Source organism: Novosphingobium aeonii (genome assembly GCF_052279045.1).
GTDB lineage: Bacteria > Pseudomonadota > Alphaproteobacteria > Sphingomonadales > Sphingomonadaceae > Novosphingobium.
The window spans coordinates 2,651,582-2,668,929 of record NZ_CP176832.1; the positions used below are offsets into that span (position 1 = coordinate 2,651,582).

The following is a 17,348-nucleotide window of genomic DNA, read 5'->3' on the forward strand; positions in this document are numbered from 1 at the left end:
TCGCCCACCTGCTTATCAGCCTCTCGATCCCTCGAAACGCATTTGTCACAGGGGACCAGTACGAATGCTTTACCAGGCGTACCAGACCTGCTCCGACATGCTGGCACCGGCCCGAATGGCCGCGCAGGCCGCCACCGGATTCCGCGACCGCTATCTTGGCGGAGCGCAGGATATGCCTTGGTTCAGGCGGTTCTTTGCGCTGGCCGAAGTGTTCGACAAGGCAACCATAACGCACCAGCGCCCCGCCTACGGTATCGACAGCGTTCTCTCCGGCAACCGCGACGTCACGGTACGCGAGGAAGTGGCGCTGGACCTGCCGTTCTGCAACCTGCTGCACTTCGCGAAGGACGATGTTGCAACGCCGCAACCCAGGATGCTGGTGGTGGCCCCGCTTTCAGGCCACTACGCCACGCTCCTGCGCGACACCGTGCATACCTTACTGAGCGATCACGACGTCTACATCACCGACTGGAAGAACGCGCGCGACGTCCCGCTGAGCGAGGGCGATTTCGGCTTCGACGATTTCGTGGACTATGTGATCCACTTCCTTCAGGAACTGGCCGATCCCGCCGACCAAGGTTCGCAAGGCCGCCGCGGTGCGCACGTGCTCGCAGTATGCCAGCCCTGCGTCCCGGTTCTGGCGGCGGTAGCGCTGATGGCGCAGGACGACGACCCCGCGCAGCCCCGTTCGATGACCCTGATGGGCGGCCCGATCGACACCCGCGAAAGCCCGACATCGGTCAATGAACTGGCGACGGAGCACCCGTTCATGTGGTTCGAGGACAACATGATCCACACCGTGCCGCTGCGCCATCCCGGCGCCGGACGGAAGGTCTACCCCGGTTTCGTCCAGCTCTCCGCCTTCATGTCGATGAACATGGGCCGCCATTTCAGCCAGTTCCGCAAGCTCTACCAGGCGCTTGCCGACGAACGCCCGACGGACGCCGAAAAGATCGAGACTTTCTACGACGAGTACCTCGCCGTGCTCGATCTTACCGCCGACTTCTATCTGGAAACCATCGACAAGGTCTTCCAGCGCGCCCTGCTCGCCCGGGGAGAACTGGAACATCGCGGCCGCAAGGTCGATTGCGGCGCCATCCGCAAAACCGCGCTCCTCACCGTCGAAGGCGAGCGCGACGACATTTGCGCCGTGGGCCAGACGGCCGCCGCCCATTTCCTCTGCTCCAGCCTTCGCCCTCACCTTAAACGCCACCACTTGCAGACAGGAGTGGGTCACTACGGCCTGTTCGCGGGCTCGCGCTGGGAAACGCAGGTCTACCCGCAAGTCCGCAACCTGGTCCTCGCCGTGAGCTGATCCGCGCGGCGGACACGGTTTTGCTTGCGTTCCGTCCCGGATAGGCTAAGGGCGCGCCTTCCGTTTCATGCCGTGATGCAGGACGGAAGGAAAGAAAGCCGGAGGGGCCCCGCAATCCCGCGGACAAGCCAGCGATCGGTTAGACAGAGAAAAGGAAGCTGCCGTGGCTCAGTATGAGCACGTGTTCCTGGCACGCCAGGACCTCAGCCAGGCGCAAGTCGATGCACTTGCCGCCACCGCCACCGAGATCGTCGAAGCAAACCAGGGCAAGGTCACCAAGACCGAAACCTGGGGCCTCAAGAATCTCGCGTACAAGATCAAGCGCAACCGCAAGGCGCACTTCGTGATGCTCAACATCGAAGCTCCCGGCGACACCATCGCCGAGCTCGAGCGTCAGACGCAGATCAACGAAGACGTGATCCGTTACCTGACCATCCGCGTCGACGAACACGAAGCTGGTCCGTCGGTCATGATGCGCAAGAGCGACCGCGAGCGTACTCGCCGTCGTGAACGTGAAGGGAACTGATTTCCATGGCACGTGCATTCTTCCGCCGCCGCAAGTCCTGCCCGTTCTCGGGCAAGAACGCTCCGGCCATCGACTACAAGGACGTACGTCTGCTTCAGGGCTTCATGTCCGAGCGTGGCAAGATCGTTCCGAGCCGCATCACCGCGGTTTCCGCAAAGAAGCAGCGTGAGCTGAGCCAGGCGATCAAGCGCGCCCGGCACATCGGCCTCCTGCCCTACATCGTCAAGTAAGGGAGGCTAGGCCCATGGACATCATCCTCCTCGAACGCGTCGAAAAGCTCGGCGCCATCGGCGATGTCGTTTCCGTCAAGGACGGTTACGCCCGCAACTACCTTCTTCCCAACAAGAAGGCCCTGCGCGCCAACGAACGCAACAAGAAGGTCTTCGAGGCCAACCGCGCGAAGATCGAGGCTGAAAACGCCGAGCGTCGCGCCGGTGCAGAAGCCCAGTCGAGCGAAGTCGAAGGCAAGCAGGTCGTCCTGATCCGCGCTTCGTCGAACTCCGGCCAGCTCTACGGTTCGGTTTCCGTCCGTGACATCGTCGATGCCCTCAACGAGCAGGGCGCTGGCGTTGCCAAGCAGATGATCGTGCTCGAGCGCCCGATCAAGACCATCGGCGTGTTCGACGTTCGCGTCAGCCTGCACCCCGAAGTCTCGGTCAACGTCAAGGTGAACGTCGCTCGTTCGCCCGACGAAGCCGACCTGCAGTCGCAGGGCGTGGACGTGATGGCCGCGATGTTCGAACAGGACGTCTCCGGCTTCACCGAAGCCTACGACCCGAACGCCGAACCCGGCGAAATCGCGGTCGAGGAAGCTGTCGAAGGCGAAGAAGAAGCCTGAGCTTCTTCTTTCCCGGCAACTGCCTAAGGGAATCAAGGCCCTCGCTCCATGCGGAGCGGGGGCCTTTCTCTTTTTCCCCGCGCCCCGTTCGAAATTTAAGCTGCTATTGCCCTGCAACATAAATTCAGTAATTACGGGCGATGGAAACGATCAAGAGCACTCTCGCGGAACTCGTCCGCGTTTATGAAACCGCCGTCAGCACTCTCCGGGCCGACATTTCCGCCTTTGTAGAGAACGGCACGCCTCCGCCGCCCGAACGCCGCGAAATGCGCGCATGGTCCTACCCCGAACTGCGCATCACTTACGCAGGCACGGAGCGCGGCACGTTCTACAGCCGTTCGTTCGGCCGCCTGAACGAAGCCGGCGTCTACACGACCACGATCACCAAGCCGCGCCTCTTCGCGGACTATCTCGAGGAACAGCTCGCGCTGCTTCACGAAGATTACGAGGTGGAGATCGTTGTCGGCCCGTCGACGCAGGAAATCCCCTTCCCCTACGTCCTTGACGGCGTTGGCATGGGCAGCGTCACGCCGCAGGAACTGGCCGCGCACTTCCCGACGACCGAACTCGCGATGATCGGGGACGAGATCGCCGATGGCGTGTTCCGCCAGGAATCCGGCGAACCGCTGCCTCTGGCCCTGTTCGACGGTTTGCGCACCGACTTCAGCCTCGCTCGCCTGGCACACTACACCGGGACCAGCCCTGAGCACTGCCAGCGCTACATCCTCTTCACCAACTACCACCGCTACGTGGACGAGTTCGTGGACTGGGCCGGCAAGCAGATCGGCACGGACGACTACACGGCGCTTTCGGGCGCCGGCGGCCTCTATCTCGACAGCCCGGTAGAGAATGCCCGCGAACGCCTGTCCGACACGGCATGGCGGCGTCACCAGATGCCCGCCTACCACCTGATCCGGCCCGACAAGTCGGGCATCACGCTCGTCAACATCGGCGTCGGCCCCTCGAACGCCAAGACGATCACCGATCACCTCGCGGTCATCCGCCCCGAAGTGTGGCTGATGATCGGCCACTGCGGCGGGCTTCGCGAAGGCCAGCGCATCGGCGACTATGTGCTCGCCCATGCCTATCTGCGCGATGATCATGTGCTCGATCCGGTCCTGCCGCCCGAGATCCCGCTGCCTGCCATCGCCGAAGTGCAGCAGGCGCTTGCCTCGGCGGCCGAAGCGGTCAGCGGCGAAGGCGGCGCCAACCTGAAGAAGCGGATGCGCACCGGCACCGTCGTCACCACCGACGACCGGAACTGGGAACTGCGCTATACCGAATCCGCGCATCGTTTCAGCCTCAGCCGCGCCATCGGCATCGACATGGAAAGCGCCACGATCAGCGCCCAGGGCTACCGGTTCCGCGTGCCCTACGGCACCCTGCTGTGCGTCTCGGACAAGCCGATCCACGGCGAACTCAAGCTGCCGGGCCAGGCCAACCGCTTCTACGAAGAAGCCATCGCCAGCCACCTCAAGATCGGCCTCCACGCCTGCGACCTGCTCCGCGCCGAGGGCGAGAAGCTGCATTCCCGCAAGCTGCGCGCGTTCAACGAACCGCCTTTCCGGTAAGAACCCGCCGCGCGGCGGCGCTAACGGCATGACGGGAAAGGGCGTCGCTCCACCAGAGCGACGCCCTTTTTCGATTCCGGCAAAAACACACGGCGCGCGCCCGATGCGCGATGGCGCCCAGAACCCTTCCATTCCCCGCAACCCGGCACGGAAATGTCAGCGCCGGCAGCCAGATAGCAATCTTATAAGTTTGTGATGGATTTTTGCACAACAAATCGGCATATCCGCAAGACAAGATGAAGTAATTTCATGTTACATGAATATTTCAAAAAATTACCTTTAAATTACTTTTATAAATCATCCGATGAAATAATAGTTGCCCATCTACAACTGTGGGAACTTCAATAAAGATCGAATACTATTTACTGATGACAGATCGTTAATCTCGGGAGCAAACCCCCTCATCTGGTTTCGGCCTGCGCCGAATGACGCGCCGAAACCCGCAAAGGGAGTACCGAATGACATCCGAGATGAAGCGCCTTCTGCTGGCGTCCACCCTGCTGATGGGCCTGCCTGCCATGGCACATGCCCAGGACAGCACCCCGGCAAATGCCTCCGCCAACGCGGCCGATGCCGAACCGGAAGGCGGCGCCATCGTCGTGACCGGCTCGCGCCTGTCCAATCCGAACCTTGAGCAGGCCGCGCCGATCATGGCCGTGTCGGCAAAGGAAATCGCGCTGACCGGGCAGGTCAACGTCGAGAATATCCTCAAGGACCTGCCGCAGATCCTGCCGGGCTCGACCGCTGCCTCCAACAATCCCGGCGGGGGCGTCGCCACGGCCGACCTGCGCGGCCTGGGCGCCGCGCGCACCCTGGTCCTGGTGAACGGCCACCGCTATGTCTCGTATGACACCAACCAGATCGTCGACCTCAACACGATCCCGACCGCGCTGATCGAGCGTGTGGACGTGGTGACGGGCGGCAAGTCGGCAGTCTACGGGTCGGACGCAGTGACCGGTGTCGTCAACTTCGTGACCAAGCAGGACTTCGACGGGGTCCAGGCCAATGCCAACTACCGCCTGACCGGCGAAGGCGACGGTGCGCAGTACAATGGCGGCCTTCTGGTCGGCAAGAATTTCGCCGACGGGCGCGGCAACATCACGATCTACGGCGACTACATGCGTCGCAAGTCGATCCTCCAGTCGGGCCGCAGCTACACCTCGGTCGCGCAGACCGACGGCACCAGCGGGCTGGTCGCCGGCGGTTCGGGAACGACACCGGACGGCAAGGTCACGCTGGACGGAACCGGCTACAAGTTCGCGCAGGACGGCAGCTATTCGCTCTACGAAAGCCCGGCCGACGCCTACAACTACGCATCGGAGAACTACCTTCAGGTTCCCCAGAAGCGCGAATTGCTCTCGGCGCAGTGGCACTTCGACGTCAGCGATCACCTGACTCTCTACGGTGAGGGCCAGTACATCCACAACCGCGTGAAGAACCAGCTCGCGCCGACGCCGCTGACCGGCACCTTCTCGATCGACACCGATTCGTCCTTCCTGTCATCCAGCTCGCAGGCCCTGCTCGCCAGCTACGACACCGACGGCGACGGCTATACCTCCACCGCCATCAACCGCCGCCTGACCGAAGTCGGCGACCGCATCTCCAACATGGACAGCAAGGCCTATCGCGGCCTCATCGGCGCACGCGGCCAGATTTCGGGCAACTGGAACTACGACGCCTACTTCAGCTACTCGCGCACCAGGCAGGTCGAGCGCCAGTCCGGCAACGTCTCGGCAAGCCGGGTCCAGCAGGCCCTGCAGACCACCTACGATTCCAGCGGCAACCTCGTTTGCTCGGATACCAGCAACGGCTGCGTTCCGCTGAACATCTTCGGTGCCGGCAACATCAGCCAGGAAGCGGCGGACTTCATCTCGATCGATACGGTCAACCGCTCCACCATCACCGAGAAGGTCGCCAGCGGCGCGATCACCAACAGCAACCTGTTCGATCTTGGTGCAGGCCCGGCCGGTCTTGCGTTCGGTGCCGAGTATCGCAGCGAGCACGGCAGCTTCGAACCCGACGAAGCACTCGCCTCGGGCGATGTGATCGGCTTCAACTCGTCCGAGCCGATCGCCGGCGGCTATAACGTCAAGGAGCTGTTCGCCGAAATCGACGTCCCGCTGATTGCCGACAAGCCGTTCATCCACCGCCTGGACTTCAACGGCGCCTACCGCTTCTCGGACTATTCGAATGCGGTGTCCCAGGTCAGCACTTTCTCGGCGGGCCTCGTCTGGTCGCCGGTCAAGGACATCAGCTTCCGCGGCCAGTTCTCCCGCGCAGTCCGCGCGCCGACGGTCAACGACCTGTTCAGCGGCAATGCCCAGAACTACGAATCGGCAACCGACCCCTGCGCCAAGGATTCGGCGACCGGCACGAGCGAGGCGATCACCAACGCCAATCTCAACGCAAGCTGCCTTGCCTCGGGCATCCCTGCATCGAAGATCGGCAACTACACTGCGGATTCGCAGATCGAGAGCTACAACGGCGGCAATACCGCGCTGCGCGAAGAAACGGCGAATACCTGGACGGTCGGTACGATGATCCAGCCCCGGTTCGCTCCGGGCCTCTCCTTCACCGTCGATTATTACCACATCAAGATCGACAACTTCATCACTGCCGTTGGCACGTCGAACATCATCAAGTCGTGCTACGGTACCAAGGAGAACGGCTGGACGCCGATCGATACCAGTGCCTGCGCCCTGCTGCCGCGTGACTCCAATACCTACATGATCACCGGCGCGATCGACAATCTGACCAATTCGGGCGGCGTGAAGACCGACGGCATCGACTTCGATGCCCAGTACGCCATCCCGCTTGCCTTCGGGGCCCAGGACAGCAGCAAGCTGACTCTGCGCGTGAGCGGCACCCGGTTGCTGCACTGGACGTTCAATCCCACCGCCAACCTGTCCAGCGCGTCGGTCGAATGCGCCGGCAAGTTCGGCCTGCTCTGCAACAACGTCTATGCCAAGTGGCGCCTCAACAGCCGCGCAACATGGTCGACCGACGGCGCGACCGTGTCGCTTGCGTGGCGCCACCTTTCGCCGGTCAAGGATGACGACAACTCGACGGAATACACCGTCGAGAAGATCAAGGCGTATGACTACTTCGATCTCACCGCGCAGATCGATGTGGCGGACCGCTTCACCTGGAACATCGGCATGAACAACATGTTCAACAAGAAGCCGCCGATCCTGGGTGACAACCAGGAACAATCGAACACCTATCCGACGACTTACGACGTTTACGGCCGGACTTTCTTCACCGGTGTGACCGTCAACTTCTGACGCTCATGAAAAAGGGGAGCCGGGCGAACCGGCTCCCCCTATCTGCTTCGAAACGGCCCCGGCGACCATGCGTCGCCGGGGCCGTTCTCGTTACCAGCCCTGCTTCTCGCCCTTGTTCTGCTCGTCGAGCCACTTCTTGAGCGGCGCGAAATAGTCGAGCATCGGCTTGGCGCTCATCTGCGGAGTGCCGGTGAAGGCCTTGAGCGCCTCCGGCCAGGGCTTGGACATGCCCATCTCCAGCATCTTGTTCAGGTTTTCGCCGACCTTCTTGTCACCATAGAAGCTGCAACGGTGCAGCGGGCCCTTCCAGCCGGCCTGCTTGCACGCCGCCTGATAGAACTGGAACTGGAGGATGCGGGCGAGGAAGTAGCGCGTGTAGGGCGTGTTGCCCGGAACGTGGAACTTGGCACCCGCGTCGAAGCCGTCGTCACCGCGCGCGGCAGGCGGGGTGATGCCCTGATAGTCGAGACGCATCTTCGTCCAGGCCTTGTTGTAGTCGGCAGGCTGGATCGAACCGTCGAAGATACCCCAGCGATAGCGGTCGATCAGCAGGCCAAAGGGCAGAAACGCCACCTTGTCCATCGCCTGGCGCAGCAGGAGGCCGATGTCCTTGTCGGCGCTGGGCACCTTGGTCTTGTCCAGCAGGTCGATCTGCACGAGGTACTGCGGCGTGATCGAGAGCGCGATGAAGTCGCCGATCGCCTCGTGGAAGCCGTCGTTGGCGCCGTTGAGATAGAGGAACGGCTGCTTGTTATAGGCGCGCTGGTAGTAGTTGTGGCCCAGTTCGTGGTGGATCGTCACGAAGTCACCGGAATCCACCTTGGTGCACATCTTGATGCGCACGTCGTCCTTGTTGTCGACGTCCCAGGCCGAGGCGTGGCAGATCACCTCGCGGTCGGCGGGCTTCACGATCATCGAGCGCTTCCAGAACGTCTCGGGCAGCGGTGCGAAGCCGAGCGACGAGTAGAAGCCCTCGCCCGCCTTGACCATGTCGATCGGGGTGCGGCCCTGCGCCTTCAGCAGATCGCCGATGTCGTAGCCGAGATCGCCGGCACCCTTGGGCGCGACCAGCGGGTAGATCGTGCCCCACTCCTGCGCCCACATGTTGCCGAGCAGGTCGGCGCGGATCGGCCCGGTCTTGGGCTGCACGGCATCGCCGTACTTCTCGTTCAGCTTGTGGCGGACATACGTGTGCAGCGCGAGGTAGAGCGGCTTCACTTCCTCCCACAGGCGCTGCGTTTCTGCCGAGAACTGCTCCGGCGTCATGTCGTAGCCCGAACGCCACATGGCGCCGACGTCGGCATAGCCGAGCTCCTTGGCGCCCTGGTTGGCGATGCCGACCATCTTCACGTAGTCACCCTTCATCGGCTTGCCGACATTGTCGTGCCAGGTCGTCCACATCTCGGCGAACTCGGCAGGCGTGTGGGTCAGATTGCCCATCTCCGCCTCGATGTCCGAGCCGTTGATCTCCTTGCCGTCCAGCGTGCCGCGGCCCTTGCCGTAAGTGGAGGCGAGACGCGTGGATATCGCGCTCAGTTCGGCGGCGGCACCCGGCGTGGTCGGCGCCGGCAGGACGATACCCTGCCGAAGAATACCAAGCTTGCGCGAGACATCGGCATCGAGACCCGGCAGCTTCGAGAACTTCGCCGCTTCCACCGCATAGGCCACCTGCTTCTCGGTCAACAGCCCGTTGGACTGCGCTGCCAGAGCGTCGGTATCGTCGGTGAGATAGGTGTAGTTCACCCAGTTGATGCGCGCATTGTCGACCGAGAAATCGAACAGGTCCTTCTCGGCGGCGGCCACGAACTGCGCGGCGCCCTGTGCGGTCTCCGGATAGGAGGGCGCGTCCTCGGCAAAGGCCGGCGCGGCCACGCCGAACGAAAGTCCGGCCGCGAGCGCGGCAAGCGCGGTGGATGCGAATTTCATGGGGTTGTCCTCATTTGTCTCTCTGATGGCGCGGGAGACTAGTCGCCCGCTGTGTGAGATCAACTGTTGAGGACGGAAGAGAAGGGCAAAAGCAGGGGAGCATAGCCCCCTGCACCCCCAGGAATGTCGAAGCCGGGTGCCGCCTGCCCCGGAATCTTCTTCTACTTAATCGAGCAGAAACTCGGCCATGGCCCTGCCCATATCCTTGAACGTCACCGAAGACATGTGATTGCCCGGCGTCTCGACGTAATGTCCCTGCGGCAAAGCTTCCGCCAGTTCCGGCGCGGAGCCGTTGTCGTGATCTTCCGCCCCGCAAACGCAGAGCGTGGGCATCACGATCCGGGCGATGGCATCCGCACCGGTATCGTCCACCGATCCCAGCAGCAGCCGCGCCGCCACCCGGTCGATCTTCATCGACTTCATGAAGGCCTGCGCGATGAAGGCCTTGTCGCCGCGTTCGATAGTGCCGAAACGATCGATGGCATCCACGAAGTGGGCGCTGCGCCGCGCCCAGCCGGAGAGCCCGGTAAGACCCATGCCGCCAAGGATCAGCTTGCGCGGCGCAAGGCCTGCCAGCACGCCGCGCACCGAAGTCCGCGCGCCCAGTGAGAAACCGCCAAGATCGTAGTCGGCCAGGCCAAGCGCGGCGATCACCAGTTTGAGATCCTCGACCAGCACGTCGGCGGGATAGGCAGCGGTATCGTGCGGCGCACCGCTCTCGCCGTGAGCGCGCAGGTCCGGCATGAAGACTTCGAACCCGGCGTCGGCAAGGATCTTCGCGTTGCCGTACTTGATCCAGTTCACGTCGGCGCTGGAGAACAGGCCGTGAAGCAGCAGCAGCGGGCGCGCGCCGGTATCGCCCATGACGTGCACGGCCAGATCGGTGCCCGCGTAACCTTCGATGACTTCCTTGCGCAGATCGCTCACTTAGGGAACCTCCAGTCCTGCCGCCTTCCAGCGCGACGCGACGCTTTCCGTCTCCGCGCTGTAATGCCTCGGCAGGTCCTTGGTATCGAGCCACGCCGGATGCAAGCTTTCGCAGCCGGAATGTGCAGCGGGACGGAAGAAACCCGGTTCGTCGAAGCTGCCGAGCGTCAGGTCCATGTTGCCGCTGCTCTCGATGAAGTCGAACCCGAGCGGGGTGCCGCAGCGCGAGCAGAACGGCCGTTGCGCGATGGCGGAACTTTGGTACCAGTCCGGCTCATGCTCCCAGGTCACCCCGGCTTTCGGCACCTGGACGAAAGCCGCCGCGAAGCCGCCCGTCGCCTTCTGGCAATAGCGGCAATGGCACAAATAGGCCTCGTCGTTCTCGACCTTGGCCTCATAGCGAATGCGGCCGCACTGGCAGCCGCCGGTCATGGTTTGGGTCATGCGCAATGAGTAACCCGGAACGCCCCGCGCGCGCCATTGCTGCCGCGAACGAAGCCGTGATAAAGCGCCCCATGGAAACGACAGAAGAAAACACGAGCGCCGAAAACCCGGCGCTGAGCCGGCCGCAACGACGCCTGCTGAAACGAATCTACAACAGCCGAACCGTTCCCATCGTGGCCGATGACCAGCCGTTCCTGACGTACAAGGAGGCTTCGGCCTATCTCCTGTCCCTGACTGATGACGCGCGCGAGGCGGCATATGCGCAGATGAAGGCGTTTGCCGCGGCCGAGGGACGATAGGCCCCGATCCGCACGAAAAGGGCCTGCGCAGCGAATGCTCCGCAGGCCCTTTTTCATGTCGGCGAGGGCCGTGAAGCCCGCCGCGTCAGCCCTTCTTGAGGTGACGGCGGCCGAGCAGCTCGGCAATCTGCACCGCGTTGAGCGCGGCGCCCTTGCGCAGGTTGTCAGAGACGCACCACAGCGCCAGGCCGTTTTCGACGGTCGAGTCTTCGCGCACGCGGCTGATGTAGGTCGCGCCGTCGCCCACGGCTTCAACCGGGGTGACGTATCCGCCGTCCTCGCGCTTGTCGACCAGCATCACGCCCGGCGCTTCACGCAGGATGTCCTGCGCTTCGGTGGCCGAAATCTCTTCCTCGAACTCGATGTTGAGCGATTCCGAGTGGCCCACGAAGACCGGCACGCGCACGCAGGTGGCCTGCACCTTGATCTTGGGATCGAGGATCTTCTTGGTTTCCACGACCATCTTCCACTCTTCCTTGGTGGAACCATCGTCGAGGAAGACGTCGATATGCGGGATCACGTTGAAGGCGATCTGCTTGGTGAACTTGCGCGGCTCGACCTGGTCGCCCACGAAGATCGCGCGGCTCTGTTCGAACAGTTCGTCCATGCCCGCCTTGCCCGCGCCGGAAACCGACTGGTAGGTCGAGACGACGACGCGCTTGATCTTCGCCTTGTCATGCAGGGGCTTCAGCGCCACGACCATCTGCGCGGTGGAGCAGTTGGGATTGGCGATGATGTTGCGGGCCTTGTAGCCGTCGATCGCCTCGGGGTTCACTTCCGGCACGACCAGCGGAATGTCCGGGTCCATCCGGTAGAGCGACGAGTTGTCGATCACGACACAGCCTTGCGCGGCGGCACGCGGCGCGTGGATCGCGGTCGGGCCGGAGCCTGCAGCGAAGAGCGCGATGTCCCAGCCGGTGAAATCGAAATGCTCGATGTTCTTTACTTTGAGCATTTTGCCGGTTTCGCCGAATTCAATCTCGGTCCCGGTCGAACGCGACGAAGCCACCGCTGCGATCTCGTCGCAGGGGAATTCGCGCTCGGCGAGGATGTTGAGCATTTCGCGGCCGACATTTCCGGTCGCGCCGACGACGGCAACCCGGTAACCCATTTCAAGATCCTTCTAGCAAAATCCTGCAGGCAAGGTGCGCCGCAGGAACGCGGGCCGTTACAGGGTGTGTGCGCTCATGACAAGCGCCCTGCGCAAAAGACTTTCTTTCAGAAGGTCCAGCTCGACCGAAAATTGCCGCGAGACACCCTCTCCCGAAATGGAAAGGGCGTCTCGCGACAGATTCAGTGAGCGGTCGCCGAAGGGACCGGAGCCTGCGGCGGTGCTGCAGCCAGTTCGTCTGCCTCCGTCCACTCGATGGCTTCGAGCGGCTCGGTCAGGGCCTTGGCCAGCACTTCGTCGACATGCGAAACGGGAATGATATCAATGCCCTGCTTCACATTCTCGGGAATTTCCGCGAGGTCCTTGCGGTTCTCTTCCGGGATCAGCACCGTGGTGATGCCGCCGCGCAGTGCGGCAAGCAGCTTCTCCTTGAGACCGCCGATCGGCAGCACGCGGCCGCGCAGAGTGACCTCGCCGGTCATGGCGACATCCTTGCGCACCGGCACGCCGCTCAGCGTCGAGACGATCGAGGTGACCATGCCGATGCCCGCCGAAGGACCATCCTTGGGCACCGCGCCTTCGGGCAGGTGGATGTGGATGTCCTTCTTCTGGATCGTCGAAGGCTTGATGCCATAAGCGGGCGAGCGCGCCTTCACGAAACTGAAAGCCGCCTGGATCGACTCGCTCATCACGTCGCCGAGCTTGCCGGTCGCCTTGATCTGGCCCTTGCCGGGCACGGTCACGCTTTCGATGGTCAGCAGTTCGCCGCCCACTTCGGTCCAGGCAAGGCCGGTGACGGCACCGACCTGATGCTCTTCCTCGCCCACGCCGTGGCGGAACTTGCGAACGCCCGCGAAGTCGGAGAGGTTCTCCGGCGTGATCGTGACCTCGGTAGCCTTGCCTTCGAGGATCTGGCGCAGCGACTTGCGCGCCAGCTTGGCGATCTCGCGCTCCAGCGTACGCACGCCGGCCTCACGGGTGTAGTAGCGGATCAGGTCGCGCAGGCCCTCTTGCGTGAGCGTGAACTCACCCTTCTTGAGGCCATGTGCCTCGACCTGCTTGCGCACGAGGTGCCGCTCCGCGATCTCGACCTTCTCGTCCTCGGTGTAGCCTTCGAGGCGGATGATTTCCATGCGGTCAAGCAGCGGCTGCGGCAGGTTCAGGCTGTTCGCCGTGCAGACGAACATCACGTCCGACAGGTCGATGTCGAGTTCGAGGTAGTGATCCTGGAACTTCGCGTTCTGTTCCGGATCGAGCACTTCGAGCAGCGCCGAGGCCGGATCGCCGCGGAAGTCCTGACCCAGCTTGTCGATCTCGTCGAGCAGGAACAGCGGGTTGGACTTGCCCGCCTTCTTGAGGTTGGTGACGATCTTGCCCGGCAGCGAACCGATATAAGTGCGGCGGTGACCGCGAATCTCGGCCTCGTCGCGCACGCCGCCAAGCGACTGGCGGATGAACTCGCGCCCGGTCGCCTTGGCGATCGACTTGCCAAGCGAGGTCTTGCCAACGCCCGGCGGGCCGACGAGGCACAGGATCGGCCCCTTCAGCTTGTTGGTACGGGCCTGAACCGCCAGATACTCGATGATCCGGTCCTTGACCTTGTCGAGGGCGTAGTGATCCGCGTCCAGGATTTCCTGCGCGGCCGAAATATCACGCTTGAGCTTGCTCTTCTTGCCCCAGGGCAGACCGAGCAGGACATCGAGGTAATTGCGGATGACGGTCGCCTCGGCGCTCATCGGCTGCATCGACTTGAGCTTCTTCAGCTCGGCCGTGGCCTTTTCGCGGGCTTCCTTCGACAGGCGCGTGCTTTCGATACGCTCCTGAAGCTCCTGAAGCTCGTTCGCTTCCTCGCCGTCGCCGCCGCCGAGTTCCGACTGGATCGCCTTGAGCTGCTCGTTCAGGTAATACTCGCGCTGGGTCTTCTCCATCTGGCGCTTCACGCGGCCACGGATCTTGCGCTCAACCTGAAGAACGCCGAGTTCGCCTTCCATGAAGGAATAGACCATTTCGAGACGCTTGAGCGGGTCCGGCTCCGAGAGCACGGCCTGCTTGTCGCCCACCTTGGCGGAAAGCTGCGCGGCCACGGTATCGGCCAGCTTCGCCGCATCCTCGATATCGCCGAGCTGGTCTCCGGCGTCCTGCGAGAGCTTCTTGTTGAGCTTCGCATATTCGCCGAACTGTTCGACCACCGTGCGCATCATCGCGGCAACTTCCGTGCCGTCGGCCTCCACGGGCTCGACACGCTCGACCTGGGCGACCAGCATCTCGCCTTCGGCGGACTGTTCGGCACGCAGGGTCTCGAGCCTGGCACGTTCCTGCCCCTCGACCAGCACGCGCACGGTGCCGTCCGGCAGCTTCAGGAGCTGGAGGACACTGGCGATAACGCCGGTATCGTAAAGGTCGTCACGATCGGGATCGTCGCAGCCGGGATCGAGCTGGGCGAGGAGGAAGATGTCCTTTTCACCCGCCATCGCCGCTTCGAGCGCGGCCACGGATTTCTCGCGTCCGACGAAAAGCGGCACGACCATGCCGGGAAACACGACGATGTCGCGCAAGGGAAGCAGCGGAAGCAGGTTCAAGGTCATATCCATTTCAACACACGCGGGAGCGCTGCAAGAGCCTCCCGGCCTTCGCGGGACGATATGGGGTCTCTCGGGCCGCACGCAATGGATTGGCTCTGAAAGACTGTGGAAGCGCTAACCGCACCCCTTCTCCGTTCCCCTAGGTCGGACGCACCGGAAAATACCGAAGCGTTGATCCCATATAGCGCATTCCGCCGGGAATTTCGTCATCCCTGACTGAAATCGCATTTCCCACGCCCCGGCGTTATCGAACCGGAGCGCGGAAATCCTGCGAAACTTCAGAACGGCATCTTGAAGCCCGGCGGCAGGCCCATGCCCTGCTGCGCCTTGGCCAGTTCCTCGCCGGCCACCGAATCCGCCTTCACGCGGGCATCGTTGTAGGCCGCCGCGATCAGGTCTTCGAGAATCTGCTTTTCGCTGGGCTGGATCAGGCTGTCGTCGATCGACACGCCGATCACGCGGCCCTTGGCCGAGCAGCGGATCTTGACGAGACCGCCGCCGGAAAGTCCTTCGACTTCCATCGCGTCCAGCTTGCCCTGGGCCTCGTTCATCTGCTTCTGGATGGTCTCGGCAGCCTGCTGCGCCGCCTTGAGCATCTCTTCCATCGACTTCATCTCAACGTCTCCAGTTACGCGCTCCGCCGCCAACGGCGAGCGGGCGATCATCCTCGATAATTGCGGCCTGCGGAAACGCCGCCTTGGTCGCCAGCACGAGCGGGTGCTGGTTCACGGCATCGCTTTCCGCATTCTTCCTTGCTTCGGCCTGCTCGACCAGGGTCGGCGTGCCCTGCTCCGAAACGCGGTGGACTTCCCAGCGATCCCCGGTCGCCTTGGCAAGGCAGGCACGCAGGAGCCCGGTGATATCCTCGCTGAAACCGGGCGGCTGCGAATAGCGCAGCATGCCGGATGCCAGCTCGACCACCCGCACCTGCATGCGCATGGTATTGGCGGTGGACAGTTCGCCCATGTGCTCGACATCGTCGACCAGCTCTTCCCAGCGCCGGGCCACCATCTCGGGCGTCACGGCGGCGACCGCCGCAGGACCGGCCGGTGCCCCGTCAACACCGCCGGGCACGCCTGCAGGCACGCGGGCAGCCAGGTCTTCAAGCTTCTTCACGAGCGTGCCGGGGTCGGGCATGTCCGAGGCATGCATGATCCGAAGCAGCGCCATCTGCGCCGCCACCAGCGGATCGGGCGCAGACTTCACTTCCTCATGCCCCTTGATGAGAAGCTGCCAGATGCGATGGACCTGCCCGGCCTTCAGGGCCTTGGCCCAACCCTCGATCGCCTCGCGCTCCTCGGCGGAATGCGCATCATGGGCGCCGCCGCCGACCTGGGCCACGGCGATGCGGTGAACCAACGTCATCAACCCGCGCATCATCGCGATCGGCTCTACGCCGAGCGCGAACTGGTGCGCGATCAGATTCAGCAGTTCGCCGCCCTGGCCATCGAGAATGGCGGTGATGAGTGCCCGTTGCACGCTCTTGTCGGAAAGCCCCAGCATGTCGCGCACCTTCTCGGCGCGAACCTGCCCCTCCCCGTCGAGGTCGGCATGGGCGATGGCCTGGTCGAGGATCGACAGACCGTCGCGCACCGAGCCTTCTGCGGCGGCGGCGACCATGGCCAGCGCCTCGCTCTCGGCATCGACGCCCTCAAGGCCGCAGACTTTCGCGAAATGAGCGGCCAGCATCGGTGCCGGAATGCGCCGCAAGTCGAATCGCTGGCAGCGGGACAGCACCGTGACCGGCAGCTTGTCGACCTCGGTGGTCGCGAAAAGGAACTTCACATGCGCGGGCGGTTCCTCAAGCGTCTTCAGCAAGGCATTGAAAGCATTGCGAGACAGCATGTGAACTTCGTCGATGATGTAGATCTTGTAGCGGGCCGAGACGGCAGCATAGCGCACGGCCTCGATGATCTCGCGCACATCGTCGACACCAGTGTGCGAGGCGGCGTCCATCTCGATCACGTCGATATGGCGGCCTTCGGCGATGGCCTGGCAGGGCTCGCACTGTCCGCAGGGATCGATCGTCGGGCCGCCCTGCCCGTCAGGCCCGATACAGTTCAGGGCCTTGGCGATCAGACGCGCGGTCGAGGTCTTGCCGACCCCGCGCACGCCGGTCATCAGGAAGGCGTGGGCCAGTCGGTCGCGCCTGATGGCATTGGCCAGCGTCTGCACCATCGCCTCCTGCCCGATCAGCTCGGCGAAAGTCTGCGGGCGATACTTGCGGGCAAGCACGCGATAGGGCTGGGCCGGCACGCCGACCGCCGCAGGCGCGGCCTTGGCGGGCGTAGGCTTCGCCTCGAGCGTGGGCGCGGCTGCAGGTTCAGCAACAACGGGTTCGGCAGCAACGACAGATTCGGGCGCTACAGGTTCAGTCAGGGCCGGGTCGGAATCGCCGAACATCGACGCCTGCCCGGCTTCTTCAAGCTGGGCCTTGGTCGGTGCGGCCTCTTCCTCCTCCTTGTCGTCCCAGGGGGGGGTATCGCCGAACATGTCGCGTGAATCGTCCATCGCCTGCCAAACTA

Annotated in this window: 14 protein-coding genes; 7 read left to right on the forward strand and 7 right to left on the reverse strand. The window is 63.3% G+C overall.

Annotation, left to right across the window (positions count from 1 at the left end; genetic code table 11):
- Positions 1–64 precede the first annotated feature (64 nt).
- The 6 genes from ACLIMP_RS12820 (at position 65) to ACLIMP_RS12845 (ending at position 7,534) form a co-directional block, all read left to right on the forward strand.
- The gene (locus ACLIMP_RS12820) at positions 65–1,315 is read left to right on the forward strand and encodes a polyhydroxyalkanoate depolymerase (protein ID WP_324695882.1); all 1,251 of its coding nucleotides are present in this window, start codon (positions 65–67) and stop codon (positions 1,313–1,315) included.
- A 163-nt stretch (positions 1,316–1,478) separates the two neighbouring features.
- Positions 1,479–1,841: a 30S ribosomal protein S6 gene (rpsF, locus tag ACLIMP_RS12825; protein ID WP_054440796.1), complete on the forward strand. Its 363-nt coding sequence runs from the start codon at positions 1,479–1,481 to the stop codon at positions 1,839–1,841.
- A 5-nt stretch (positions 1,842–1,846) separates the two neighbouring features.
- Positions 1,847–2,071: a 30S ribosomal protein S18 gene (gene rpsR / locus ACLIMP_RS12830; protein ID WP_021232952.1), complete on the forward strand. Its 225-nt coding sequence runs from the start codon at positions 1,847–1,849 to the stop codon at positions 2,069–2,071.
- Positions 2,072–2,085: 14 nt separating this feature from the next.
- Positions 2,086–2,679, forward strand: a complete 594-nt coding sequence (rplI, locus tag ACLIMP_RS12835; RefSeq protein ID WP_054440794.1) for a 50S ribosomal protein L9 — start codon at positions 2,086–2,088, stop codon at positions 2,677–2,679.
- 140 nt (positions 2,680–2,819) lie between these two features.
- Positions 2,820–4,250, forward strand: a complete 1,431-nt coding sequence (locus ACLIMP_RS12840; RefSeq protein WP_324695886.1) for an AMP nucleosidase — start codon at positions 2,820–2,822, stop codon at positions 4,248–4,250.
- 458 nt (positions 4,251–4,708) lie between these two features.
- Complete coding sequence (locus ACLIMP_RS12845; RefSeq protein ID WP_443477892.1) at positions 4,709–7,534, forward strand: TonB-dependent receptor domain-containing protein; 2,826 nt, start codon at positions 4,709–4,711, stop codon at positions 7,532–7,534.
- A 90-nt stretch (positions 7,535–7,624) separates the two neighbouring features.
- Here the strand turns inward: ACLIMP_RS12845 and ACLIMP_RS12850 are convergent, their stop codons facing one another.
- The 3 genes from ACLIMP_RS12850 to ACLIMP_RS12860 form a co-directional block, all read right to left on the reverse strand.
- A complete protein-coding gene (locus ACLIMP_RS12850) occupies positions 7,625–9,460 on the reverse strand; it encodes a M2 family metallopeptidase (protein WP_324695890.1) in 1,836 nt (611 codons plus the stop codon).
- A 165-nt stretch (positions 9,461–9,625) separates the two neighbouring features.
- On the reverse strand, positions 9,626–10,387 hold the full coding sequence (locus ACLIMP_RS12855) for an alpha/beta fold hydrolase (protein ID WP_054440790.1): 762 nt from the start codon (positions 10,385–10,387) through the stop codon (positions 9,626–9,628).
- A complete protein-coding gene (locus ACLIMP_RS12860) occupies positions 10,388–10,831 on the reverse strand; it encodes a GFA family protein (protein WP_324695893.1) in 444 nt (147 codons plus the stop codon).
- A 5-nt stretch (positions 10,832–10,836) separates the two neighbouring features.
- On the opposite strand from ACLIMP_RS12860, the gene ACLIMP_RS12865 reads away from it, so the two are divergent.
- Positions 10,837–11,130: a hypothetical protein gene (locus tag ACLIMP_RS12865; protein ID WP_324695895.1), complete on the forward strand. Its 294-nt coding sequence runs from the start codon at positions 10,837–10,839 to the stop codon at positions 11,128–11,130.
- An 85-nt stretch (positions 11,131–11,215) separates the two neighbouring features.
- On the opposite strand, the gene ACLIMP_RS12870 is transcribed toward ACLIMP_RS12865, so the two are convergent.
- The 4 genes from ACLIMP_RS12870 to ACLIMP_RS12885 form a co-directional block, all read right to left on the reverse strand.
- Positions 11,216–12,241: an aspartate-semialdehyde dehydrogenase gene (locus tag ACLIMP_RS12870; protein ID WP_054440783.1), complete on the reverse strand. Its 1,026-nt coding sequence runs from the start codon at positions 12,239–12,241 to the stop codon at positions 11,216–11,218.
- Between the two features lie 182 nt (positions 12,242–12,423).
- Positions 12,424–14,826 carry an endopeptidase La gene (gene lon / locus ACLIMP_RS12875; protein ID WP_054440781.1) on the reverse strand — a complete coding sequence of 801 codons (2,403 nt, stop codon included), beginning with the start codon at positions 14,824–14,826 and terminating at the stop codon, positions 12,424–12,426.
- A gap of 275 nt (positions 14,827–15,101) precedes the next feature.
- On the reverse strand, positions 15,102–15,437 hold the full coding sequence (locus tag ACLIMP_RS12880; RefSeq protein ID WP_132468956.1) for a YbaB/EbfC family nucleoid-associated protein: 336 nt from the start codon (positions 15,435–15,437) through the stop codon (positions 15,102–15,104).
- Between the two features lies 1 nt (position 15,438).
- Complete coding sequence (locus tag ACLIMP_RS12885) at positions 15,439–17,334, reverse strand: DNA polymerase III subunit gamma/tau (protein ID WP_324695898.1); 1,896 nt, start codon at positions 17,332–17,334, stop codon at positions 15,439–15,441.
- Positions 17,335–17,348: the final 14 nt, after the last annotated feature.

Bases quoted from the DNA above. Each gene is read 5' to 3' on its own strand.
- ACLIMP_RS12820 (WP_324695882.1), top strand. From the start codon at position 65: ATGCTTTACCAGGCGTACCAGACCTGCTCCGACATGCTGGCACCGGCC.
- rpsR (WP_021232952.1), top strand. From the start codon at position 1,847: ATGGCACGTGCATTCTTCCGCCGCCGCAAGTCCTGCCCGTTCTCGGGC.
- rplI (WP_054440794.1), top strand. From the start codon at position 2,086: ATGGACATCATCCTCCTCGAACGCGTCGAAAAGCTCGGCGCCATCGGC.
- ACLIMP_RS12840 (WP_324695886.1), top strand. From the start codon at position 2,820: ATGGAAACGATCAAGAGCACTCTCGCGGAACTCGTCCGCGTTTATGAA.
- ACLIMP_RS12845 (WP_443477892.1), top strand. From the start codon at position 4,709: ATGACATCCGAGATGAAGCGCCTTCTGCTGGCGTCCACCCTGCTGATG.
- ACLIMP_RS12850 (WP_324695890.1), bottom strand. From the start codon at position 9,460: ATGAAATTCGCATCCACCGCGCTTGCCGCGCTCGCGGCCGGACTTTCG.
- ACLIMP_RS12860 (WP_324695893.1), bottom strand. From the start codon at position 10,831: ATGACCCAAACCATGACCGGCGGCTGCCAGTGCGGCCGCATTCGCTAT.
- ACLIMP_RS12865 (WP_324695895.1), top strand. From the start codon at position 10,837: ATGAGTAACCCGGAACGCCCCGCGCGCGCCATTGCTGCCGCGAACGAA.
- ACLIMP_RS12870 (WP_054440783.1), bottom strand. From the start codon at position 12,241: ATGGGTTACCGGGTTGCCGTCGTCGGCGCGACCGGAAATGTCGGCCGC.
- lon (WP_054440781.1), bottom strand. From the start codon at position 14,826: ATGACCTTGAACCTGCTTCCGCTGCTTCCCTTGCGCGACATCGTCGTG.
- ACLIMP_RS12880 (WP_132468956.1), bottom strand. From the start codon at position 15,437: ATGAAGTCGATGGAAGAGATGCTCAAGGCGGCGCAGCAGGCTGCCGAG.
- ACLIMP_RS12885 (WP_324695898.1), bottom strand. From the start codon at position 17,334: ATGGACGATTCACGCGACATGTTCGGCGATACCCCCCCCTGGGACGAC.